Here is a 20,836-nt window from a genome sequence, read left to right on the forward strand (position 1 = left end):
TTTTTTGCATTCGTCTAAAATGACTATAAACAAGGCTCTCTCAAGGCATTAATCATAGGGATCAGTAAATCTCTAAGCAGCATTCAATTAAAAACCAATTTATGTATCTAAAGTAGGAGAGTAAAATCACTTAAGTTTTAGGATAATAGACACAGATATCTAAAATTTTTCAAACTTGAAATTTTGTTTAAAATAATCAGCCAATATTACGGCAGTTTGTTAAGTTGGGTCGAACCAGAAATTTTCCTGGTTTAACGTGCAGTTCTACTAAGTAAAAAATCATTACAACCAGGTGTTTTAAAATGCAGACAGTACAAAAGATTTACTGCCCAAATTGTGGTAGTCACGCAGAGCGCTATTATATTTATGATAGTCAATTAACTAGGACACAATGCCCAAGTTGTGACTACTTGATGATTAGCTGCACTCGCACAGGCAAAGTTATTGAAGCTTATGCCCCTGGCATTCATGCACATCGCTAAATAATAAAAATAAAAAAATTAAAAATTGGAGAAAGTTTTCTCTAATTTTTAATAATCAAGTTATTTATCAGAAGTTTTGAACAATTCACAGATTGTCTTTTTGTTGTCTGAATTGTTGCTGTCGTCTCTGTTCCTGTAATCTCAATTCTTGCTGTTGTCTAATTTGTTGATCTTGTCTGAGTTGTTGATCTTGTATTCTCAGTTGTTGCTGTCGTGTAAATTCTTGCTGTTGTAGTCTTGTTTCTTGCTGCTGTAGTCTAAATTGTTGCTGGCGGATTAGTTCTTGCCGTTGTCGTGTAAATTCTTGCTGTTGTATTTTCTGTTGTTGTTGTAGTTGTGGCTGTTGAAGGTTTAGGCGTAGCCATGTTTCCTTCAATTTCTCTTGTGTTTGCTGAGTTTGTTCCTCTTGTTGTTGTCTCATTCTTTCTTGAAAGGACTCAGGTTGCTGAGGAATCGGTTGAATTATTTGTCCATAAGCAGGAGAATTCATCGGCAAAGCTTTTGCAAAAACAATCGCTAGTAGCCATAGTTTAAGCATCAATGAGCGATTCAACATACAATTATTTGTTATAGGTTGGGTTGAGCGATCGCTTAACCTTAATATAACAATTTTTACCGCAGGCTTTTTGCAGCAATTGCGACTACTGTCGACATATCTGTGAGATAAAAGTAATGAAATTTACTGAGTGCAACAGATTTAATTCTTACTTGCTCTTAATTGCCCGCAAGCAGCATCAGCTTCTAAACCACGGGAATAACGGACACTAACAGCAGTATTTTGCTGCTTGAGGACGTTGACAAATGCTTGAATGCGATCGCGGTTGGGGCGTTTATAATCTACTTCTTGAATGGGGTTGTAAGGAATCAAATTCACATGACTTTGGAATCCTCGCAGGCATTTTGAAAGTTCTAATGCATGTTCTGGTAAATCGTTAACACCAGCAAGGAGAACGTACTCAAAGGTAACGCGGCGTCCAGTGATTTCCACATATTCCCGACATTCAGCCAGCAAATCTTCTAGAGGATAGGCGCGGGCGCTGGGGATGAGTTTTTCGCGTAGTGCTTGGTTGGGTGCATGGAGACTCACAGCCAGAGTGATTTGCAAATTGTTTTGCGCGAACTGACGGATGCGATCGCGAATTCCCACTGTAGAAACTGTAAGCGATCGCTGCCCAATACCGACATCTTGATTCAGGGATTTCAGGGCTGCTAGGACATTCTCAGTATTCAACAACGGTTCGCCCAGTCCCATAAACACCACATTGCTAACCCGTTGCTGAAAATCTTCTTGCACAGTCAACACCTGATCGACAATTTCGTGCCGTGCTAGGTTGCGCTTGTAGCCTCCCTTACCAGTAGCGCAGAAATCACACGCCATTGGACAACCCACCTGAGTAGAAACACAAACTGTCAGACGGGCTTTTGGGCCTTCTCCTCTTTCTGCAAAGGTGGGGATACCAACAGTTTCAATAATTTGCCCGTCTGTTAATCGTAAAAGATATTTAACAGTACCATCGGGAGCCTCAGAGCGGTAATGTAGAATTGAGCGCCCAATCGGAACTTCTGCTAATTCTGTACGCCATTGCTTGGGGAAGACAGAAATATCAGATAGCGATCGCACTCCTTTGTCATAGATCCATTCATGCAGCTGCTTTCCTCTGTAAGTAGGTTGTCCCTGTTGCTGCACCCAAGTAGTTAACTCGGACAGAGAAGCGCCTAGAAGGGGAGGGATTAATTCTGATTTTTCTGGGTTGTGTGAGTCAACCTGAGATACAAGAGGCGTAGCAGACATAAAAAAATCACGAGTTGATGCTGGATCTCTATACTACACCTGCCAGATTAACTTAGTCTTGACCAAAGAAGATGGGGAATTAGCCAAAAGTTGTGCCGTTCCAGCCCCACATCGCACCCTTAGCGTCTGCAAACTCAATGTAAATGCGATTTTTCGGCACACCTAGAGTTTTGTTAATCTGCTGGCAAAAGTCCTGACTCATTGCTGCGGTTTGCTCTGGCTTCATCGTGCCAATGCTCTTAATTTCAATGTAGCAAACCGGGTCTGTATTCCCTGCAAAAGTCATAGGGATTTCTGGTTCAAAAGCAGTCATTACATAAGATTCTGGTTTTCCTAAATGTTTCGCTAACTTGGCTGATAGGTTTAAAAGCATTGACTCAATTTCAGCTTTTTCAGGAGCGGATGCAGAAGTTTGCACTTTAATTAATGGCATAGTACCGAATTGGAATTTTGGATTTTATTGACATTGTTAAGTTTATCGAAATGCAGAGGAAATGAGGGAATGGGGCGACAAGGGAGATGAGGAGAATAACCCATGCCTAATGCCCAATGCCCCAGCATTTAGTGATGAGATGAGCGAAATAGATGACTATGTTCGGGATGATATAAACGCGATCGCCCTGTTGTTGTTGAGAGTGCTGGACTGATTATATAAAGTGTAGTACGAATTAGTTTTTCTTGATGAGTGCAGTCTGCCATTTGATTTAGAGGGACAACCCTAATTTTTTCATCGGGCCAGCCGATGCGAAAGCAAATTGCGATGAGAGTTTCGGCTGGGTAATGTTCCAGTAGTTTAGCTTGAGCATTTTCGATGTGACGCGCACTCAAATATAGGCAGAGGCTAGCCTGATGTGCTGCAAGAGTGGCTAATTCTTCGGTGGCGGGGACTTCTGTCCGTCCGCTGATGCGTGTCAAAATTATGGTTTGGACTAAACCAGGGACAGTCAGTTCGATTTTGAGTTTGGCAGCTGCGGCTTGAAAGGCGCTGATACCAGGTATGACTTCAAAAGGAATATTTGCCTCTGCGAGGAGGTGCATTTGCTCGTGGATAGCGCTGTAGAGACTAGGATCGCCAGAATGGAGACGGACTAGAGATTTGTGCTGCGATCGCACCCTATCGATCATAATCAGCAAAATCTCTTCTAAAGTCTGATTCGCAGTTCTAATTATCTCCGCATCTTTTCGGCAAAGTTCTAAAATTTGTTCGGGTACTAAAGAATCAGCATATAAAATTACATCAGCAACAGCCAGTAGTTTCTGCGCCTTCACCGTTAATAAATCAGGATCTCCAGGGCCTGCTCCCACAATATACACAGATGGTTTTACAGCGGATAGTGTTTTTTTATAGCTCAGGCTTTCTGTATATTCACTTTTAGAAGAACACACGGCAATCCCTCAAAAAAATTTTTTGGTATTTTCTCAGTATCTTTCCGGATTCACCCTCTTTCCCTAGTAGAGAGTAATGGTAGATGCACCCTGGTTAAGCCCTAGAGAATACTCTGGGGCATTTTTTATTTTTTGGACATGGGGCATTGGGCATTGATTATTTATTCTCCCCCTGCTCCCACCTTGTGGGAATAAAGCTACAGTTCCTTCATCCCCCCCCTCTCTCCATTTACCTTAGGAGTAGGAACTACATCGGGTAAAGGGCGTTTGAGTAAGTAAAGCCAAGCTAATCCAACTAATCCCAATAAAATTCCTAGACTACTTACTACTTGTGCCATTTTTAACGGCCCCAGCATTAAGCTATCAGTACGAAAGCCTTCGATCCACAAGCGTCCTAAGCTATAGGCTGGCCAGTAAACTAGAAACAGTGTGCCTACCTTCAGCCGTGGCTTACCGGATAAAGACCGGAAAAACAACGTTATTAGTAGCGTAAACACCATTAAATCCCACAGAGATTCGTAGAGGAAGGTGGGATGAAAGTAATCGAAACTAAGATACTGTAGAGGACGATGATCTGGTGGAATATACAACTTCCAGGGTAAATCAGTGGGATCGCCAAAAGCTTCAGAATTAAAGAAATTGCCCCAACGTCCGATCGCCTGCCCTAAAATCAGCGAAGGTGCGACTAAATCTGCCAGTTGCCAGAAAGAAACCTGCTTGATTTTGGCAAAGATTAACGCAGCCACAACGCCACCTAGAATTGCTCCGTGAATAGCAATACCTCCTTCCCAGATTGCAAAGATTTTTCCTGGAGTTGGGGCATATTTTGACCATTCAAAGAAAACGTAATATAGCCGGGCGCTAGGAATTGCCCCAATCAACAACCAAAAGAACAAATCACCTAGCAACTCAGGATTAACATTACGGCGCTTTGCCAAATGCTGGGAAAGGATGACGCCAATTAACACTGCTGTGGCAATCAACAAGCCGTACCAACGAATACTTAGTGGCCCTATTTTCACCAGAATCGGTCCTGGAGAAGTAAATTGAAATGCCAAGGGCAAGGTGGAAAAATCCAGTGCCATGAAAAATTACCTAGAAAAGTTCGTTAACTACCCGCGCACTTTGCTAAGTACGGAGTTTTTTGAGTTTTGAATACTGGAACTACACTTGAATCTCCACAACATTGTAGAGACTTAAGTAAAAATCCAGTATCCATATTTAGGAGTCTAATTCCTAACGCCTAGTTGAGCATAACTTGTGTTACTAAAACAATTGAGTTTAGCATCCTTACCCGGAGCGCAAGATGGTAGATTTGAGTAAGTTACACAAAACGGTTTCGATATAATCACCTAAACAACTTTGATATATTTAAAATTGTGATCGCTATTTATCCTGGTAGCTTCGACCCCATCACCTTGGGACACCTTGACCTCATCCAGCGGGGTAGCCGGCTGTTTGAGCGGGTGATTGTCGCTGTACTGCGGAACCCCAACAAAATGCCACTTTTTAGTGTGGAGCAACGGCTAGATCAAATCCGTCATTCTACACAACATTTATCTAATGTAGAAGTAGACAGCTTCGATGGTCTTACCGTCAACTATGCCCAAATCCGACAAGCACAAGTTTTGCTGCGGGGTTTACGGGCTGTGTCAGATTTTGAAGTGGAACTGCAAATGGCTCACACCAATAAAACTCTTTCTACCCAAATAGAAACAGTTTTTCTCGCAACCTCAAATGAGTATAGTTTTTTAAGTAGTAGTGTGGTAAAAGAGATTGCAAGGTTTGGTGGCTCTATCGATCATCTCGTTCCCCCACACATTGCCCTAGATATATACCAATGCTACAATCACAAGTCTCCAATGTTGAACCCAATCTCAACGGAAGCAATCCCCCCCCTCAAGAGTATCTCAGTGGAGAGGGAAGCATAGATATTCAGCAGGAACTCAACCGTCTAGAGGAAATGGTTCTCTCTAGTCTCAGGATTCCGCTGACAGGACGCACACTCATAGATGAAGAAAAGCTGCTGGATCAGCTTGATTACATCCGGCTTGCTTTACCATCACTTTTTCAAGAAGCAGCAGTGATTCTGGAACAAAAGAATGAAATTCTGCTAGAAGCGGAAGAGTATGGACAGCAGGTTGTTGAGGCTGCACAAGCAAAAAGAGCGCAAATTTTAGCTGAAAGCGATATTATTCAACAGGCGGAACAAGAAGCTGAACAACTGCGGCGACAGGTGCAACAAGAGTGTGAGGGAATAATGCAAGAAACCCTCGCCGAGATTGACCGCAAGCGGTATGCTTGTCAGCAAGAGTTAGAACAAATGCGACAAACTGCGATCGCTCATGCTCAAGAAATTGAAGATGGTGCTGATGCTTATGCCGATGGCATTTTGGGAAATATCGAGCAGGATCTCAAAGATATGTTGCGAATTATCACCAACGGCCGGCAACAATTGCAAATTGATAACCTCACACAGCGCAATTCACCTCCTGGCAAAAAAAGATAGAGGTTATAACCAGAGATGAGGAAAAATTATCGGTTGGGTTTCGCTATTGCTTAACCCAACAATTTTCATTAAGGAATAATTTTAGGGAATCTACCTACTAACTAATAGATTTAAAATTTTAGCTTGTAATTAAGTAGGATTTTTAATAAATGCTTACTTTTGCTCAAGTGAATTTTGGATTAAATATAGCTGGTTTAATTGGAATTATTTATTTACTTTGGGCAATTATTTACTTAATTTTAACAGTAGCTTGGCTATCCCAACGTGGAACCAGGCTTAGAGGTTGGGCTTTAGCCCTTTACATTCTTCAACTTATATTCACGCCAATTATAATGTTGTTAAGTGGAGTAATCTTGTATTATCAAGGTTGGCGTTTAGATCCAGTTCTTCAATTTGAGCAATTTTTATTGTTGCTATTAATTCTTTACCTGAGTATCAAGGATATTGTAATTAATGCAGTTTACAGAGATAGATAATTTTAGCATTGGGAGAATGTTATTACTAATATAGTAATCCTGAACCATTCGTGAGCAAAAAGCTCCCCAACTTATTGGATAAGTCGGGGAGCTACGGCTTGCAATTCTCACAAATAAAATATGATTGCTATATTTATGTTGAAAATTCATTAAAAACGCAATTTAACACCTGATTACAGAGTGTAAGTAAAATCTTCTACCAACATACCGGGAACTAAACTACCTCCAAGTTGGCGACTTTCGTATGTACCTACTTCAGGAATAAATTCTTGAAAAGTAGTCAAATCTATTAGATTTTCTCCCCAGAAGCGATAGAGACTTTCATCAAAACGTAAGTTTTCAATTGGGGCAATAATTTCTCCGTTTTCTACCCAAAAACAAGCATAGCGGGTCATACCTGTGATTCTACCAGTGTGGCGATCGCTCCAATTCAAGTAATGCAAATTTGATAAATATAATCCTGTATCCAATCTCGGAAGAATCTGCTCAAATACTAAATTTCCTGGACTGACTTCTGGCGCACGCAAAGTCTCTGAACCATTAGCACCATTGGCATTTTTTTGATATTCCTTAGCAGTACGAGAATTCACTAGAGTGTTTACCAAACGTCCTTTTTCTATTACAAGTAACTCCGGTGCTGCCATTTCTCCCAATTCATTAAATCGCGGCACTAATCCCCTCTGAAAGTTTTCTTTCAAATTAAATGCTGTCGAAAGTTGTTTTTCTTGACGAGATAAAGCAGCTAAAGCGCTATTTCCTTGTTGGATATCAGCTTCGCTTATAGCTCCCCAAGAAAGCATAATTAATAAATCTGCAACAGCAGCAGGTGCAAAATAAGTTTTGTATTGTCCCCGTGGCAGTTCTTTAGGTGTGCGAGCAAGCAATTCAAGTTGCTTTTTACCTTCGCTGATTTTGGCCTTATAAGCAGATTCATCCCAATTACTTCCTGCAAATGTGCCCTTAACTGCTTGTCCAGAGGCAGAAAATAGAGAATAATCTAAGGTAAAAGAATCAGTCGCAAACCAGTGTTTTTGACCACTGGAATCACCATAAGCTTTAATTACTATTCCGCCAGCATAGATACCAGTAAAATCTAATTCAGCAACCAGTTCTAGTACACTTGATACTACTACTTCCGCTGCCAATAAATTCCCAGAATGTACTTCCCGGCTGGTATTAGTTCCTGATGGTAAAACTAAATATGGATCAATAGGTAGTAGAATCAGTTCGTCACGTAGTTCCTGTAACGCCGGATATGCTAATTGCCAGTCTAACTCCCAATTTCCAGTAAAGGGAAACTGCCTAACACTGCTGCGCTGATCTGCCATCAGAGTCAGTTCGATCCAACCATCAGCAACACAACCAGTTTGTCGCACTTTCGCATGATTGAAACGAGTAAATTGACTTCTTTCACTGCTGAATTTAACAGTGAATTGTTCACTTTCTGCTTTTTTTATCAGCAAAGTTTCAATCAGTCGATTAAAGCTGATTTCTAACGCAGATAATTCCTCAATTTTCATGGATATTAAATATTAATAGGGAATAGTGAGAAGGCGAAAGTTAGGAGTTAGGAGTTAAAAGAATTTTTGTAAGTAGCTGGCGTAAATAAATTAAAGTTTATAGTAAGGACTTTAGTCCTGATAATCCTTTTTTTGAGCGATGAATCGCTCACTACAAGCTAGGATTTTATTTGATATTTAATTATGCCTATCTACTTAATTCAAAACTCCTAACTACCAACTCCTAAGTATTGTATTTTTCAAGTTCCGCCACCAAAAACTTCGACATTAGCAAATACACAAACAGGTGAACCATGTCCTACCCAAATGGCCTGATTTGGTTCTCCCTTGCCACAATAAGGAGTACCATACATTTGCCAGTTTTCAGCATTTCCTACTTGGATTAAGCTATGCCAAAATTCTGGTGTTGTGGCGCGATAGTTAGGATTACGAAGGGTTTTGGTGAGTTTACCATTTTCAATTAATTTAGCGTACTCACAACCAAATTGGAATTTGTAGCGGCGATCGTCAATTGACCAAGAGCGGTTAGATTCCATGTAAACGCCATGTTCTATGCCGCCAATAATGTCTTCAAAAGTACCGTTTAAAGGCTCTAAATTCAAGTTACCCATGCGATCGATCGCTGGTCGATTCCATGAGGAAGCACGGGCACAGGCAACTCCTGCTACACCTGCTCTAGCTTGACTCTCCAGACTGCCTAAACCCCGTTGGAGTACACCTTCTTTAACCAAATACTCGCGTGTTGCTACAGCACCCGTATCATCAAAGCCATAACTGGCAAATTCACCAGGCACGGTGGGATCAAAGGTAATATTCATCAGCGGCGAACCATATACTAGGTTGCCAAAATCACTTTTATTAACGAAGCTGCCTCCAGCATAATTACGCTCATCTCCCAAAATTCGGTCAATTTCTAGGGGATGCCCGACACTTTCATGGATTTGCAGCATCATTTGATCTGGGGCTAAAACTAAATTGGTACGGGTGGTTGGGCATTCCTGTGCTGTCAAGAGTTCTATTGCTTGTTCGCCTATTTGCCGCACCCGATGCCATAAGTTTTCTTGTTTTAATAGTTCGAGTCCGCCTTGGTAACAGTTTGCTTGCGAGCCGTTGTTGCTGCGCTGCTGTACAACTGCTCCATCTTGGGCAGTGGCACCGTAATTAGTGCCTATAGATAGTATTTTTTGATAGACTTCTGAGCCGTTGCTACTAACAAACCAAGATTCTCTCTCGATTATGCTGGCACTGGCTATGGTTTGCACAATTTTGTCGTCAACTTTCAGTGTTTGGCAAATACGAACCAATAAATCGTTGATTTCCCCTGGACTCAGAGCATCCAATGGCTCAATAAATGGAGATTTATATTCACCAACGACTTTAGGACGCTCACTTTCACGAAAGGGATGTATCCACCATTCACTGGCTGCTATTGCTTGTTTGTAAGCTGTTTGAGCAGCGGTTTGCAGGGAAGACAGTTCTAGAGAGTTAGTTGCGGCATAACCTAGACAACCATTGACCAAAACTTCCAGCATGGCTCCGACAGTGAAGGATTTGCCGTTTAGTTGGGGTAAGGCGTCACGGACTAAACGGGTAGTAGAAGTCTCCTTTACGGCTCTAATACCGATCCAATCAGCGGGAATATCGAAACTAGCGATCGCTTTTTTGAGTTCAGACCACATAATTTAGGGAATTGGGAATTGGGAATTGGGCATTGGGCACTGGGCACTGGGAAGAATTCAATTCCTAGTTCCCAGTCTCCTTTAATTCCGGTGCCAGCGCGTGCCATCACGGCTATCAATTAGCGTAATACCTTCTGCTTGAAGTTCGTCACGAATGCGATCGCTTTCAGCAAAATTTTTGGCTTTACGTGCTTCTTGCCTTTGCTGAATTTTTGCCTCAATTTCCGCATCGCTTAAACCATCATTCTTGTCAGTTTCGGCTTCTATCTCGGCTTTTAAACCTAAAACTCCAGCTAATGTGACAAGAGTTTGCCATTGCTGCTGTAACTCCTCTGGTGATGTTTCGGTTTTCCCTTCATGCACAAGAATATTTCCTTCACGGCGCAGTTCTTTGGCTAATTCAAACAGCACTGTTAATCCACCGGGAAAATTAAAGTCGTTATTTACAGATTCTTGGAAGCGTTCAATATAGGGATTCGGTGCGGGATATTGGGTACTGGGGATTGGGATATTCCCAATTCCTAAATCCCATCCTAGTTTTTCACCATATTGCTGGCCAAAGAGTAAACCTTCTTTAATGGTGTGCCAACCGTTGGTTGCTGCGGCGATCGCTTCGTCGGTAAAATCTATGGGTGTGCGATATTGAGCGGTCAGCACGAACAACCGCACTGCCATCGGGTCAACTCCTCGATCCAGCAATTCTCGAATAGTGGTAAAGTTGCCCAAAGATTTGGACATTTTTTCACCATCTACCTTCACCATGCCGTTATGTAACCAGTAACGTGCTAGGGGTTTTCCTGTCACGGCCTCAGATTGGGCAATTTCGTTTTCGTGATGAGGAAAAATTAAGTCAGCACCACCAGCATGAATATCAATGGTATCACCCAAGCGTTCGCGTACCATTGCCGAGCATTCTATATGCCACCCCGGACGGCCTGCGCCCCAAGGTGATTCCCAAGCTGGTTCTCCTGGTTTTGCTGCCTTCCACAAGGCAAAATCAAAGGGGTCTTTCTTTTTCTGGTACTCTGGATCTTCTACGTTGACGCGATCGCTTTTCCCCGCTTGCATATCTTCTAACTTGCGTCCCGAAAGCTTGCCATACCCAGAAAACTCTCGTACTGCATAATACACATCGCCGTCAGCAGGGTAAGCAAAACCCTTATTTTCCAACTCATGAATTAACCGCTGAATGCCATTCATCGTGTGGGTAGCGCGGGGATACTCATCAGCTTCTTTGATTCCCAACCGCGCCATATCCTCAAAATATGCTTTGATAAAGCGATCGGCTACAGCTTCCATTGATGAATGTTCAACAAAGGCTCGATTCAGAATCTTGTCATCAATATCAGTAAAATTTTGGATATATCGCACTTCATAGCCGATAAACTGGAGGTATCGGCGCACTACATCCCAAACGATGCAAGCTCTCGCATGACCCAAATGGCAGTAGTCGTACACCGTCACGCCGCAGTAATACATCTTAACCTTGCCTGGTTCGACTGTTTGAAACGGTTCTTGACGACGGGTGAGGGTATTGTAAAGGGTTAGGGTCATAACAGAGTAATGCTGAAATAGGGAGATACGTAATAATAGGGTAAAGCAGATGGGATGACAGTCCAGCATCCCTATGCTAGTGTTTTCTGGACTATCTGCGCTACATTACTATTTTTTGACTATTTGATAACAGCGCTATGCAATCAGCAGTTACACCCGAATCTTCCGCAATGGATACGCCTAAACAAGGAATGCCAGTAACAATTATTACGGGTTTCCTAGGTAGTGGCAAGACGACTTTACTCAATCATATCCTCAACAACCAACAGGGTTTGAAAACCGCTGTTCTCGTGAATGAATTTGGCGAAATTGGCATCGACAACGAGCTAATTGTTTCCACTGGTGAGAACATGGTGGAACTAAATAATGGTTGTATCTGCTGCACTATTAATAATGATTTAGTAGATGCAGTTTACAAAGTTTTAGAACGCCAAGAAAATCTCGATTATCTAGTAGTGGAAACAACTGGATTGGCAGATCCGCTACCAGTAGCTTTAACATTCTTGGGCACAGAGTTGCGGGATTTAACCCGCTTGGATTCGATTATTACCGTGGTAGATGCGGCAAATTACAGCCTAGATTTATTTAACTCTGAGGCAGCATACAACCAGATTGCCTATGGTGATGTTATTGTGCTGAACAAGGCTGATTTAGTTGATGAAGCCACTTTGAATGAGTTAGAAAGAAAAATTAACGAAGTTAAGGAAGGAGCAAGAATTATTCGCGCTACGCGATCGCAAGTGCCACTTCCTTTAATTCTCAGTGTTGGTCTGTTTGAGTCAGATAAATATTTTGACACAGTGGTGGATGAACACGACCATCACGATCATGACCATCACGATCATGATGATCATGACCACTCAACATGCGGTCACGATCATCACGATCATGACCACGATCATCACGATCATCACGATCATTCCGACCATTTAGAAAATGATGGTTTTACTTCCATATCTTTCCAAAGTGACAAGCCTTTTTCTATTAGGAAGTTTCAGTATTTCTTAGATAACCAGCTACCCACAAATATCTTCCGAGCGAAGGGGATTATGTGGTTTGATGAAAGTCCTAAGCGTCATATTTTCCACCTTTGCGGTAAACGCTTTACCTTGGATGATGATGAATGGCAAGGTAAATTGAAAAACCAATTAGTGCTGATTGGTCAAAATTTGGATCGTGAGGCTTTAATCAGTCAACTCGAAAACTGCATTTGTCTACCTTCAACCTCTCGTGGTAAAGGTTTTGGCAAATAAAAGTTAAGAGTTAGAAGCTTACTACTCGTTCCCAGGTTCCGCCTGGGAATGCATTCCTAATGGCTCCGCCATCGATCTTGAGCAATGGAAATGAGATAATAGCGATCGCATTTCCGAAAAAGGAATATCAGCTTTCAGTTGGGTTTGTAACTCCAAATGCAGCACAACTTCAGAATCGAACATTAAGAGATTTTATCAGGTGATAAGCGCTCATTGTTTCTATATTGAGTTTGTGATTTAGGAATGGAATCGCTCTAAAATTGAACCGTTGATCAACGTTTAGATTAAGATGCGCGTTGTTATCCAGCGAGTCAAATCATCTCAAGTTACAGTTAATGGTGAAATTGTCGGTAAAATTGGGCGGGGGCTAAATTTACTGGTAGGTATTGCGAATACCGACACTAATACTGAAATCGACTGGATGGTGCGTAAGTGCTTGGAATTACGGCTGTTTCCTGACGAGGGAGGAAACGACCGTTGGCAAAAATCTATACAAGAAATTGGCGGTGAGTTATTGGTAGTCAGCCAATTTACACTTTATGGTGACTGTCGCAAAGGTCGCCGTCCTTCTTTTGACCGTTCAGCCAGTCCCCAGTCAGCAGAAGATTTGTATAATCGTTTTGTTACCAAGTTAACAGCTAGCAGTTTGCAGGTGGAAACAGGTCAATTTGGTGCAATGATGCAAGTTACAATTGAAAATGATGGCCCTGTAACTTTGTTACTTGAGAAAGAAGCTACTTAAGTATATACACTAAAAAAAATGAATAGCAGCAGCCTCTAGACCGTGGTGTTCTAATTGATGAGAGAATATTAAATTAACCATCACAAAAGTTTAAATTCATTGATCATGACGAAAATCCAGTTTTCTAGAGGTCTTGACGAAGAGGTAATTCCAGAGGTGCGCTTGACGCGATCGCGCAGTCTCGACAGTGGTACAGCAACGTTTATTTTTACGAATCCGAAAATTTTAGATCAAGGTACTACCGAAGATATTACCGGGATGTACTTGATTGACGAAGAAGGAGAGATAGTTACCCGTGAAGTTAAGGCTAAATTTATCAACGGGAAACCGGAAGAATTAGAAGCACTTTACGTAATGAAATCTGTCCAAGAATGGGATCGCTTTATGCGCTTCATGGAGCGGTATGCAAAAGAAAACGATCTAGGACTGAGCAAAAATGAGGCATAGGGTATAGGGTATAGGGCATCGGGCATCGGTAACTATTGGCATACCCAATGCGCCATTCCCCATGCCCAATTATCCACCATCAAAAGTTTATGACTGACCTATGACGCCACAACCCCATCCAGACTTGTCTAGAATTACGGTAACTTGTGCTGTAGTTACAGTCAGCGATACACGCACCTCCGAAACAGACAAAAGTGGCCAGCTAATTCAGCAGTTACTCCTTGGTGCTAACCATGCTGTAGGAGCCTACACGATTATCAAAGATGAACCAACACAAATTCAAGGCCAGATAGAAAATCTGGGTAAAAGCTCAAATTTGGATGCTGTAATTTTCAATGGTGGTACAGGTATTGCACCAAGAGATACCACTTACGATGCCATTGAGAAGTTACTGGAGAAAACCTTGCCGGGATTTGGTGAGTTATTTCGTTTTTTAAGTTATCAAGAAATTGGTTCGCGGGCGATCGCTTCTCGCGCTGTTGCTGGTGTTTATCAAGATAAATTAATCTTCTCGCTTCCTGGTTCCAGTAATGCTGTGCGACTGGCGATGGAAAAATTGATCTTACCCGAACTCACTCACTTGGTAAGTCAGGTTTGTAAAGGGTGAAATAAGCAGCCGTTCACAAAGTTCCCATCAGAACTTTTGTAACACTAAGGTATGAAGCTTGAAATCATCCTTTCTATGCTTACATCTTGAGGCTATCTATAATTATAGTCAAACGGATGAAATCTTAATATCAGGTCAGCAATGGAGGCTATTTACTGGAATTGCATGATTGCTCACGGCATCACTGCATTTTCATACTTTGGCATCCCCACAGTAATAGGGGTTTTCTTTCTCAAAACTAAGGCAACCATCCCTTCTAAGTTTTGGCTAGCCTTTTTCTTATCAGGTGGATTCGTACTATTTTGCGGATTTCATCATTTTCTGGCGATCTTTGAGCCATATATGGCAGTATCCTTGCTGCACTTAGGTGTACTCGACATAATGGCATTTATTTCCTTATCTGCCTTACTCTACCTAATGCTAACCGCTGATCAAATTGTAAAGGCGATCGCCAAATATGAAGAAGATAACCGCGAACTTCGACGCAGCCAGCAGATGCAACAGCTGTTCCTAGATCAGGGCCCCTTTGGAGCCTATATCAAAGATGAGCAATCTAGAATGCTCTACTACAACCAGGAGTTACAGTCTAGATTTTCGGTAGATCCACAAGAATGGTTGGGAAAAACGGATAGTGAATTTTTGCCAGATCCAGAAGAGGGGCGGCGGGTAATGGAAAACGATCAAGTCGTTTTGAAGACTCTACGCCCCTTGAAGCTGATTGAAAAGACAAAAACACCTGGTAACGATCAGCCATGCTACTGGCTATCGTTTAAGTTTCCGTTTAACGATTATGCAACGGGCGATCGTCGCCTCGGTGGGATCAGTATCGAGATTACAGAATCCATAGAAGCACAGCGATCGCTCACTAACCTAAATCAGCAGCTAGAAGAAAAAACACTGAAATTAGAGGCAAAAAAACGAGAACTTATATATCTCTCAGATATGGCGGATATGCTTTATTCCTGTGAGTCTGAAGATGAAGTGTATCAAGTAGTTGCTTTAACTTGTTCCAAGCTATTTCCTAATATGGGTGGTTGTATTTATATAATTTCTAATTCCAAGAATTATGTTCAGATGAATAGTATTTGGGGAGGTGAAAAAAGCAGTAAAGAAATATTTTCACAATCTGAGTGTTGGGCATTGCGGAGAGGAAAATTCAACCTCTTATCATCTTGTAACTCAGGACTGATGTGCAGCCACTTAATACAGCCTATTAGCGGCGCACATTTGTGTGTTCCATTGTTTGGACAAGGTGAAGTAGTGGGAATTTTACACATCTATGCGCTTGCAGAAATCAGTCCAGAAGAGCAACAAATTACTGAGATTATTGCTAGAACCTTAGGGATTGCACTGAATAATCTATCGATAAAACAACGTCTGGCTTATGATAACTTGCGGGATGGAATGACCCAACTATTCAATCAAAGCTATATGCAAACTATAACGGAACAGAGGCTAGCGGAAGCTGAACGCTCGGGACAACCTCTTAGTGTTATTTTCCTTGATATCGATAACTTCAAATCTTACAACTCGCGCTATGGGCATGTGACTGCCAACATTGTTCTCCAGGGATTAGCAAAGCTACTGTTAAAATCTATTCGCTCCTTTGACATTGCTTGCAGATGGGGTGGTGAAGAATTTGTGATTGTGATGCCTAATATGACACTGGAAACGCTGAGGAAGCGAGTAGAGCAACTAAGGCTAGATGTTGAACAAATGCAATTAAAGGACGGCGATCAGATCCTCGAAAGCATCACCGCTTCTTTTGGAATAGCTGTATCAGAACCAGGGATTACGGTTAAGGATTTTCTGAGTCGGGCAAATCAAGCGATGCTTGAGGCAAAGCGAACAGGCAAGAATCGGGTTATGGAGTATGTAAATACCTATAATTGAAGAAGAGAATTCATAACACCGGAAGCGGTGAAATAAGCAATTCTTCAGTCTGGATCAAGTGTCAGACTTTTCAGTATAGAAATCAGAAACTTATAAATTTACGGGATAAAAAAACAACTCCCTGAAGATGTGGGAGTTGTCATTTTATATTCAAGCAGTTTTTAAAGCATTCAGAATGGAGCGATCGCTAAACAGATGGTAGCCAAAATAGCAGCGATTATATAAAACACTCCCACCACTTGCAATTCTGACCAGCCAGTAAGTTCTAAATGATGGTGTAAGGGTGCCATTTTGAAGAGACGTTTGCCTTTGCCATCGGGGCCCTTCGTCGCTTTGTAATAACTTACCTGTACCATTACCGACAGGGTTTCTACGAAAAAGATACCACTGAGAATAAACAGACCTACTAAGGTGTTTGTCAATAGTGCTACAGCAGCTAAAGCTCCTCCCAGTGCTAGGGAACCAGTATCTCCCATAAAAACGCGGGCTGGGTTACGATTATGGGCTAAGAAACCTAAGCACCCACCACTTAAAGCAGCACAGAAAACCATCAACCCTGGTGCTGTAGGCGCGATTAAAGCACCTAATGCCAAAAGTGCGATCGCAACTGTTCCTGCTGCCAAGCCATCAATACCATCTGTTAAATTAGTCGCATTACTTTCTGCAACTAGTACAAAACCTGCTAAAGGCCAAAATAGAAATCCTAATGGTAGTGTGAAGCTTACCCAAGGCAAAGCAATATTTGTAATATTAGAAGGTTGATTAAACATCAGCCATAGACAAAACACTGCCGCAAAACTCACCTGCAAAGCTAGTTTTGTGCGGGGAGATATACCTTTATTTGATTTCCGGCGCAGAATTTGCCAATCGTCGAGCCAGCCAATCAATCCATAGCTGATTGTCAATGCCGAAACTGCAAGTACCTCTTTAGCAAAGCCAGACAATATGCAGGCAATTATCACACCTACAGGGATAAAAAATATCCCGCCCATTGTGGGAGTGCCTGCCTTTTTTAGATGAGCTTGGGGCCCATCTTCGCGAATTATTTGTCCAGTTTTAAGTGCTTGAAGTAAAGGTATTACCCAATAGCCCACCACACCTGAACCCAATGCAGACAACAGCAGTGGCAGGGTTAATGACATACTTTGCCACGGTAGCCGGTTGGCCATCGAATCCAAGAAAAATGCTGTTGTACCTAGCCCTACAGCTAATAAAGAGGCTAGAGCGATTCCAGAAATATTTAATCCTTGCTCAGGAGATAATTTAGCGTCCACAGAAGTTTCCCTTCACTCCACACTTATAAAATTGAATAACAGTAACTAGGGATACTACCAAGTCCCTAGCCTGAAAAGGCTAATTCTCAGCGATTCCTATATCATCATCATCATCATCATCGAGGTCGTAGCCAATTCCATCTTCTACACCCATTAGGGAGTCTATTCCTTCTTCATCAGCTTGAAAATCCGGTTCGTGAACGTCACGCACAATGATCCGATCATTATTTTGCAACCAGTCCAACAAAGAGGACTCTGGCTTTAGGGGGATGACATCGGCTCGTTGGTTACGAGCTGCTTCACGTAATGGAGAGTTCAACATATCGAGTCAGGACAAGAAAAGGTTTACGTAAGTTGACATTTAGAGTCTATCACTTGACACGGATTAATTTAGTTATCTTTTCAACCCTTTAGTTGATAAATCCGCATTCAGATAGAAATTTTTTATTTAATAAGCATAAGGCTTAGGTCAAGCGATTCTTAGTAATTTTTATGGCTCTACACATAGGTCATGAATATCTTGTTTATGCTGATGGAAAATGAGTGATTTTTGAGGTGACAGGCGATGATGGGAAAAGCGGCTCTTATGGATGCGATCGCACTTACTAATCGCGGTCTACTGGCGACCCAAGCGCAAAAACAGGCTATCTTAGCAGCGATCGCTAATTTAGAAGACTTTAATCCTACACCCCGTCCGGTGGAAGCTAGTAATTTGCTAGATGGCAATTGGCGATTACTATACACCACTAGCAAGGCTCTTTTAAACTTAGATCGTCTACCTTTATGCAAACTGGGTCAAATCTATCAGTGTATCCGGGTGGAGACTAGCAGTGTTTACAACATAGCTGAGATTTATGGCTTACCTTATTTGGAAGGATTAGTCAGCATTGCTGCTAAATTTGAGCCAGTTTCAGGTCGGCGTGTCCAAGTGAAATTTGAGCGTTCTATTATCGGCTTACAACGTTTAATAGAATACAATTCTCCGGTAACTTTTATCCAACAAATTGAAGCAGGTAGAAAATTTCCAGGAATTGATATTGCAGTAAACAGTGATAAACAGCAAGGCTGGTTAGATATCACTTATATAGATAACGATCTGCGGATCGGCAGAGGTAACGAGGGTAGTGTGTTCATATTGAGTAAAACATAAGTTTGTGCAAAAACACTGTTTGCGATTGAAGGTACGCTATAACGAGTACCTTGTCAAGTAGGGTCTAATACAGTTTTAAATTTGGAATGTGCTATTGAGTGGGGAGTGGGAGTGGGGGAGATAAGGGAGAAAGAATAACTAAATATTCAATGCCCCATAACCAATCCCCAATGCCCCATGCCCAATTGCAAATTCAGACAAATAACTTAACAAAGACTCTTGCTGCGACCTTCAGGTTGTAGAGTGAAATCAATTAGCCCTCTAGATTGGCGATTGATAACTAAAAGGGAAAATAATCATGGTTCAACGTGGTTCTAAAGTACGTATTCTCCGCCCTGAATCCTACTGGTTTCAGGATCTTGGAACTGTGGCTTCCATTGACCAAAGTGGCATCAAATACCCTGTAATTGTCCGCTTTGAAAAGGTCAATTACTCTGGTATCAATACCAACAACTTTGCTCAGGATGAATTAGTCGAGGTTGAAGCACCAAAGGCTAAACCACCGAAAAAATAGCAGCAAAGCTACAAGGGGGTTGTTTGATGCGATAATGAAGGGTAGTCTTAAGTCTGAAGTATGAAGTCTGAAAATTTCAGTTCGTTCATTCTTCATCCTAGCCTACCCTAATCTAAGAGAGCCGCCCTGCGGGTATTTACGGTTTCTCCTTGGTAGTAATACGAGTGCCATATACGGCTGTGTATGTTACTACCCCATCTCTTCTTTATTTAACCCCCAAGTACATCAAAATTGTCTGCTTAATCAGCTTGAATGCCTGAACTGCCTGAAGTTGAAACAGTCCGAAAGGGTCTAAATCAATTGACTCTTAACCAAGAAATTACGGGTGGAGATGTGTTGCTCGATCGCACCATCGCCTACCCGTTTTCTGTAGGTGAATTTATTAATGGAATTAGCAATAACGCTTACCCCGGAGGGGTTGGTGCAGCCATCGCTACTTGGCATCGTCGCGGGAAATATCTCCTGGCCGAACTCTCTTCCCCTTCCTCAACCAGTTGGTTGGGGGTTCATCTGCGAATGACTGGTCAATTACTATGGCTGCGTAGAGATGAACCATTACATAAGCACACGAGGGTTAGATTATTCTTTGGAGAACACCAGGAATTGCGCTTTGTTGATCAGCGTACCTTCGGTAAAATGTGGTGGGTTCCGCCTGGTGTTGCTGTAGAAAGTATTATGACTGGTTTGGCAAAACTGGCAGCAGATCCATTTTCACCCGAATTCACTGTCGAATATCTAGCTCTCAAACTCCAAAACCGCCGCCGTCCGATTAAGACTGCGCTCCTGGATCAATCGGTGGTAGCGGGATTAGGTAATATTTATGCTGATGAAGCCCTGTTTAAGAGTGGAATTTTACCTGAAACCTTGTGTATAGATTTGCAGCTAAAGCAAATTGAGCGTTTGCGAACAGCCATAATTCAAGTTTTAGAAACCAGCATTGAGGCTGGTGGTACGACTTTTAGTAATTTCTTAAGTGTTAAGGGTATCAATGGTAATTATGGTGGTGTTGCCTGGGTTTATAATCGCGCTGGAGAACCCTGTCGGGTTTGTGGTATGCCAATTCAACGGATTAAGTTAGCTGGGCGATCTAGTCACTTTTGCTCCCAGTGTCAAACGCTACGGGGAGTTAGAAGTTAGTGTCGGGTGTGTTACCGAAGCCGTAACACAACGAAAATCTGAAATGGTGCGTTACGCTAACGCGATAATACACCCTAGTGGCGTGTCAAGACTAAATTTGTGCATTAGCAAACTCTTGTGGGATGGGCTTCTAGCCCGTCCTAATTGGCAGGCAAGATGCCCGCCCCACAAGAAAATTTATTGCAATATTTTAGTCTTGTCACGCCACTACAGCTACAGTAGTTAGGAGTTTTTTACTTCTACCTCCTAACTCTCTTAAAATGCAGATAGATAAAACAACTTACAAATTTGAGAGGGCAATTCATGGCAGTCAAAAAGGGAGACATGGTTCGCGCTGTCCGCGAGAAACTGGAAAACAGTCTGGAAGCAAAAGCCAGTGATACTCGCTTTCCTTCTTATTTGTTTGAAACCAAGGGCGAAA

Annotated in this window: 24 protein-coding genes; 13 read left to right on the top strand and 11 right to left on the bottom strand. The window is 42.0% G+C overall.

All coding sequences use genetic code 11. From position 1 onward, the window contains the following. Positions 1-302 precede the first annotated feature (302 nt). The gene (locus tag HWQ44_RS29085; protein WP_104907454.1) at positions 303-482 is read left to right on the top strand and encodes a replication restart DNA helicase PriA; all 180 of its coding nucleotides are present in this window, start codon (positions 303-305) and stop codon (positions 480-482) included. An 85-nt stretch (positions 483-567) separates the two neighbouring features. Here HWQ44_RS29085 and HWQ44_RS29090 read toward each other — a convergent pair whose 3' ends face one another. From HWQ44_RS29090 to lgt, 5 genes are all read right to left on the bottom strand, one after another. Further along, positions 568-1,038: a hypothetical protein gene (locus HWQ44_RS29090; protein WP_292725421.1), complete on the bottom strand. Its 471-nt coding sequence runs from the start codon at positions 1,036-1,038 to the stop codon at positions 568-570. A gap of 141 nt (positions 1,039-1,179) precedes the next feature. Next, positions 1,180-2,274 carry a 23S rRNA (adenine(2503)-C(2))-methyltransferase RlmN gene (gene rlmN, locus HWQ44_RS29095; protein WP_292725422.1) on the bottom strand — a complete coding sequence of 365 codons (1,095 nt, stop codon included), beginning with the start codon at positions 2,272-2,274 and terminating at the stop codon, positions 1,180-1,182. 79 nt (positions 2,275-2,353) lie between these two features. Beyond that, a complete protein-coding gene (locus HWQ44_RS29100) occupies positions 2,354-2,707 on the bottom strand; it encodes a phenylpyruvate tautomerase MIF-related protein (RefSeq protein ID WP_292725423.1) in 354 nt (117 codons plus the stop codon). Positions 2,708-2,835: 128 nt separating this feature from the next. Then, a complete protein-coding gene (gene cobM, locus HWQ44_RS29105) occupies positions 2,836-3,627 on the bottom strand; it encodes a precorrin-4 C(11)-methyltransferase (protein WP_292725442.1) in 792 nt (263 codons plus the stop codon). A gap of 230 nt (positions 3,628-3,857) precedes the next feature. Continuing rightward, positions 3,858-4,745: a prolipoprotein diacylglyceryl transferase gene (lgt, locus tag HWQ44_RS29110; protein ID WP_292725424.1), complete on the bottom strand. Its 888-nt coding sequence runs from the start codon at positions 4,743-4,745 to the stop codon at positions 3,858-3,860. Between the two features lie 294 nt (positions 4,746-5,039). Between lgt and coaD the strand changes: the two genes are divergently transcribed. The 3 genes from coaD to HWQ44_RS29125 all read left to right on the top strand — a co-directional run bounded on the left by coaD (position 5,040) and on the right by HWQ44_RS29125 (position 6,645). After that, positions 5,040-5,591, top strand: coding sequence for a pantetheine-phosphate adenylyltransferase (coaD, locus tag HWQ44_RS29115; protein WP_292725425.1), 552 nt, complete (start codon positions 5,040-5,042; stop codon positions 5,589-5,591). Then, the gene (locus HWQ44_RS29120; RefSeq protein ID WP_292725426.1) at positions 5,501-6,169 is read left to right on the top strand and encodes a DivIVA domain-containing protein; all 669 of its coding nucleotides are present in this window, start codon (positions 5,501-5,503) and stop codon (positions 6,167-6,169) included. Before coaD ends, HWQ44_RS29120 begins: the two co-directional genes overlap by 91 nt. 149 nt (positions 6,170-6,318) lie before the next feature. Beyond that, the gene (locus HWQ44_RS29125) at positions 6,319-6,645 is read left to right on the top strand and encodes a Ycf66 family protein (protein WP_292725427.1); all 327 of its coding nucleotides are present in this window, start codon (positions 6,319-6,321) and stop codon (positions 6,643-6,645) included. A gap of 173 nt (positions 6,646-6,818) precedes the next feature. Here HWQ44_RS29125 and HWQ44_RS29130 read toward each other — a convergent pair whose 3' ends face one another. The 3 genes from HWQ44_RS29130 to cysS all read right to left on the bottom strand — a co-directional run bounded on the left by HWQ44_RS29130 (position 6,819) and on the right by cysS (position 11,398). After that, positions 6,819-8,165 carry a TldD/PmbA family protein gene (locus HWQ44_RS29130; RefSeq protein ID WP_292725428.1) on the bottom strand — a complete coding sequence of 449 codons (1,347 nt, stop codon included), beginning with the start codon at positions 8,163-8,165 and terminating at the stop codon, positions 6,819-6,821. Positions 8,166-8,404: 239 nt separating this feature from the next. Next, entirely contained in the window at positions 8,405-9,844 is a 1,440-nt protein-coding gene (locus HWQ44_RS29135) for a TldD/PmbA family protein (RefSeq protein ID WP_292725429.1), read from the bottom strand. An 81-nt stretch (positions 9,845-9,925) separates the two neighbouring features. After that, positions 9,926-11,398: a cysteine--tRNA ligase gene (gene cysS, locus HWQ44_RS29140; RefSeq protein ID WP_292725430.1), complete on the bottom strand. Its 1,473-nt coding sequence runs from the start codon at positions 11,396-11,398 to the stop codon at positions 9,926-9,928. Positions 11,399-11,535: 137 nt separating this feature from the next. Between cysS and HWQ44_RS29145 the strand changes: the two genes are divergently transcribed. Then, positions 11,536-12,651: a GTP-binding protein gene (locus HWQ44_RS29145; protein ID WP_292725431.1), complete on the top strand. Its 1,116-nt coding sequence runs from the start codon at positions 11,536-11,538 to the stop codon at positions 12,649-12,651. Between the two features lie 21 nt (positions 12,652-12,672). Here HWQ44_RS29145 and HWQ44_RS29150 read toward each other — a convergent pair whose 3' ends face one another. Continuing rightward, positions 12,673-12,834 (bottom strand): hypothetical protein, encoded by a 162-nt coding sequence (locus HWQ44_RS29150; RefSeq protein ID WP_292725432.1) that lies wholly within the window; start codon positions 12,832-12,834, stop codon positions 12,673-12,675. A 106-nt stretch (positions 12,835-12,940) separates the two neighbouring features. Between HWQ44_RS29150 and dtd the strand changes: the two genes are divergently transcribed. The 4 genes from dtd (at position 12,941) to HWQ44_RS29170 (ending at position 16,340) form a co-directional block, all read left to right on the top strand. Then, positions 12,941-13,393, top strand: a complete 453-nt coding sequence (gene dtd, locus HWQ44_RS29155; RefSeq protein WP_292725433.1) for a D-aminoacyl-tRNA deacylase — start codon at positions 12,941-12,943, stop codon at positions 13,391-13,393. A gap of 105 nt (positions 13,394-13,498) precedes the next feature. Next, the gene (gene psb28 / locus HWQ44_RS29160; protein ID WP_292725434.1) at positions 13,499-13,840 is read left to right on the top strand and encodes a photosystem II reaction center protein Psb28; all 342 of its coding nucleotides are present in this window, start codon (positions 13,499-13,501) and stop codon (positions 13,838-13,840) included. A gap of 100 nt (positions 13,841-13,940) precedes the next feature. Next, positions 13,941-14,447 (top strand): molybdenum cofactor biosynthesis protein B, encoded by a 507-nt coding sequence (locus HWQ44_RS29165; protein WP_292725435.1) that lies wholly within the window; start codon positions 13,941-13,943, stop codon positions 14,445-14,447. Between the two features lie 141 nt (positions 14,448-14,588). Continuing rightward, complete coding sequence (locus HWQ44_RS29170) at positions 14,589-16,340, top strand: diguanylate cyclase (RefSeq protein ID WP_292725436.1); 1,752 nt, start codon at positions 14,589-14,591, stop codon at positions 16,338-16,340. Positions 16,341-16,510: 170 nt separating this feature from the next. Here HWQ44_RS29170 and mraY read toward each other — a convergent pair whose 3' ends face one another. Both mraY and HWQ44_RS29180 read right to left on the bottom strand, forming a co-directional pair. Further along, positions 16,511-17,614, bottom strand: coding sequence for a phospho-N-acetylmuramoyl-pentapeptide-transferase (gene mraY / locus HWQ44_RS29175; RefSeq protein WP_292725437.1), 1,104 nt, complete (start codon positions 17,612-17,614; stop codon positions 16,511-16,513). A gap of 79 nt (positions 17,615-17,693) precedes the next feature. Beyond that, positions 17,694-17,936 carry a DUF3134 domain-containing protein gene (locus tag HWQ44_RS29180; protein ID WP_292725438.1) on the bottom strand — a complete coding sequence of 81 codons (243 nt, stop codon included), beginning with the start codon at positions 17,934-17,936 and terminating at the stop codon, positions 17,694-17,696. Between the two features lie 243 nt (positions 17,937-18,179). On the opposite strand from HWQ44_RS29180, the gene HWQ44_RS29185 reads away from it, so the two are divergent. From HWQ44_RS29185 to HWQ44_RS29200, 4 genes are all read left to right on the top strand, one after another. Beyond that, positions 18,180-18,764: a PAP/fibrillin family protein gene (locus tag HWQ44_RS29185; protein WP_292725439.1), complete on the top strand. Its 585-nt coding sequence runs from the start codon at positions 18,180-18,182 to the stop codon at positions 18,762-18,764. Between the two features lie 298 nt (positions 18,765-19,062). Beyond that, positions 19,063-19,278, top strand: coding sequence for a photosystem I reaction center subunit IV (locus HWQ44_RS29190; protein WP_069073932.1), 216 nt, complete (start codon positions 19,063-19,065; stop codon positions 19,276-19,278). Positions 19,279-19,530: 252 nt separating this feature from the next. Continuing rightward, positions 19,531-20,415, top strand: a complete 885-nt coding sequence (locus HWQ44_RS29195; RefSeq protein ID WP_292725440.1) for a DNA-formamidopyrimidine glycosylase — start codon at positions 19,531-19,533, stop codon at positions 20,413-20,415. Between the two features lie 303 nt (positions 20,416-20,718). Beyond that, a partial coding sequence (locus HWQ44_RS29200) for an NAD(P)H-quinone oxidoreductase subunit O (protein ID WP_292725443.1) occupies positions 20,719-20,836 on the top strand: 118 nt, incomplete at its 3' end.

Origin of the sequence: Nostoc sp. JL34 (assembly GCF_017114945.1) — a bacterium.
Taxonomy (GTDB): domain Bacteria; phylum Cyanobacteriota; class Cyanobacteriia; order Cyanobacteriales; family Nostocaceae; genus Nostoc.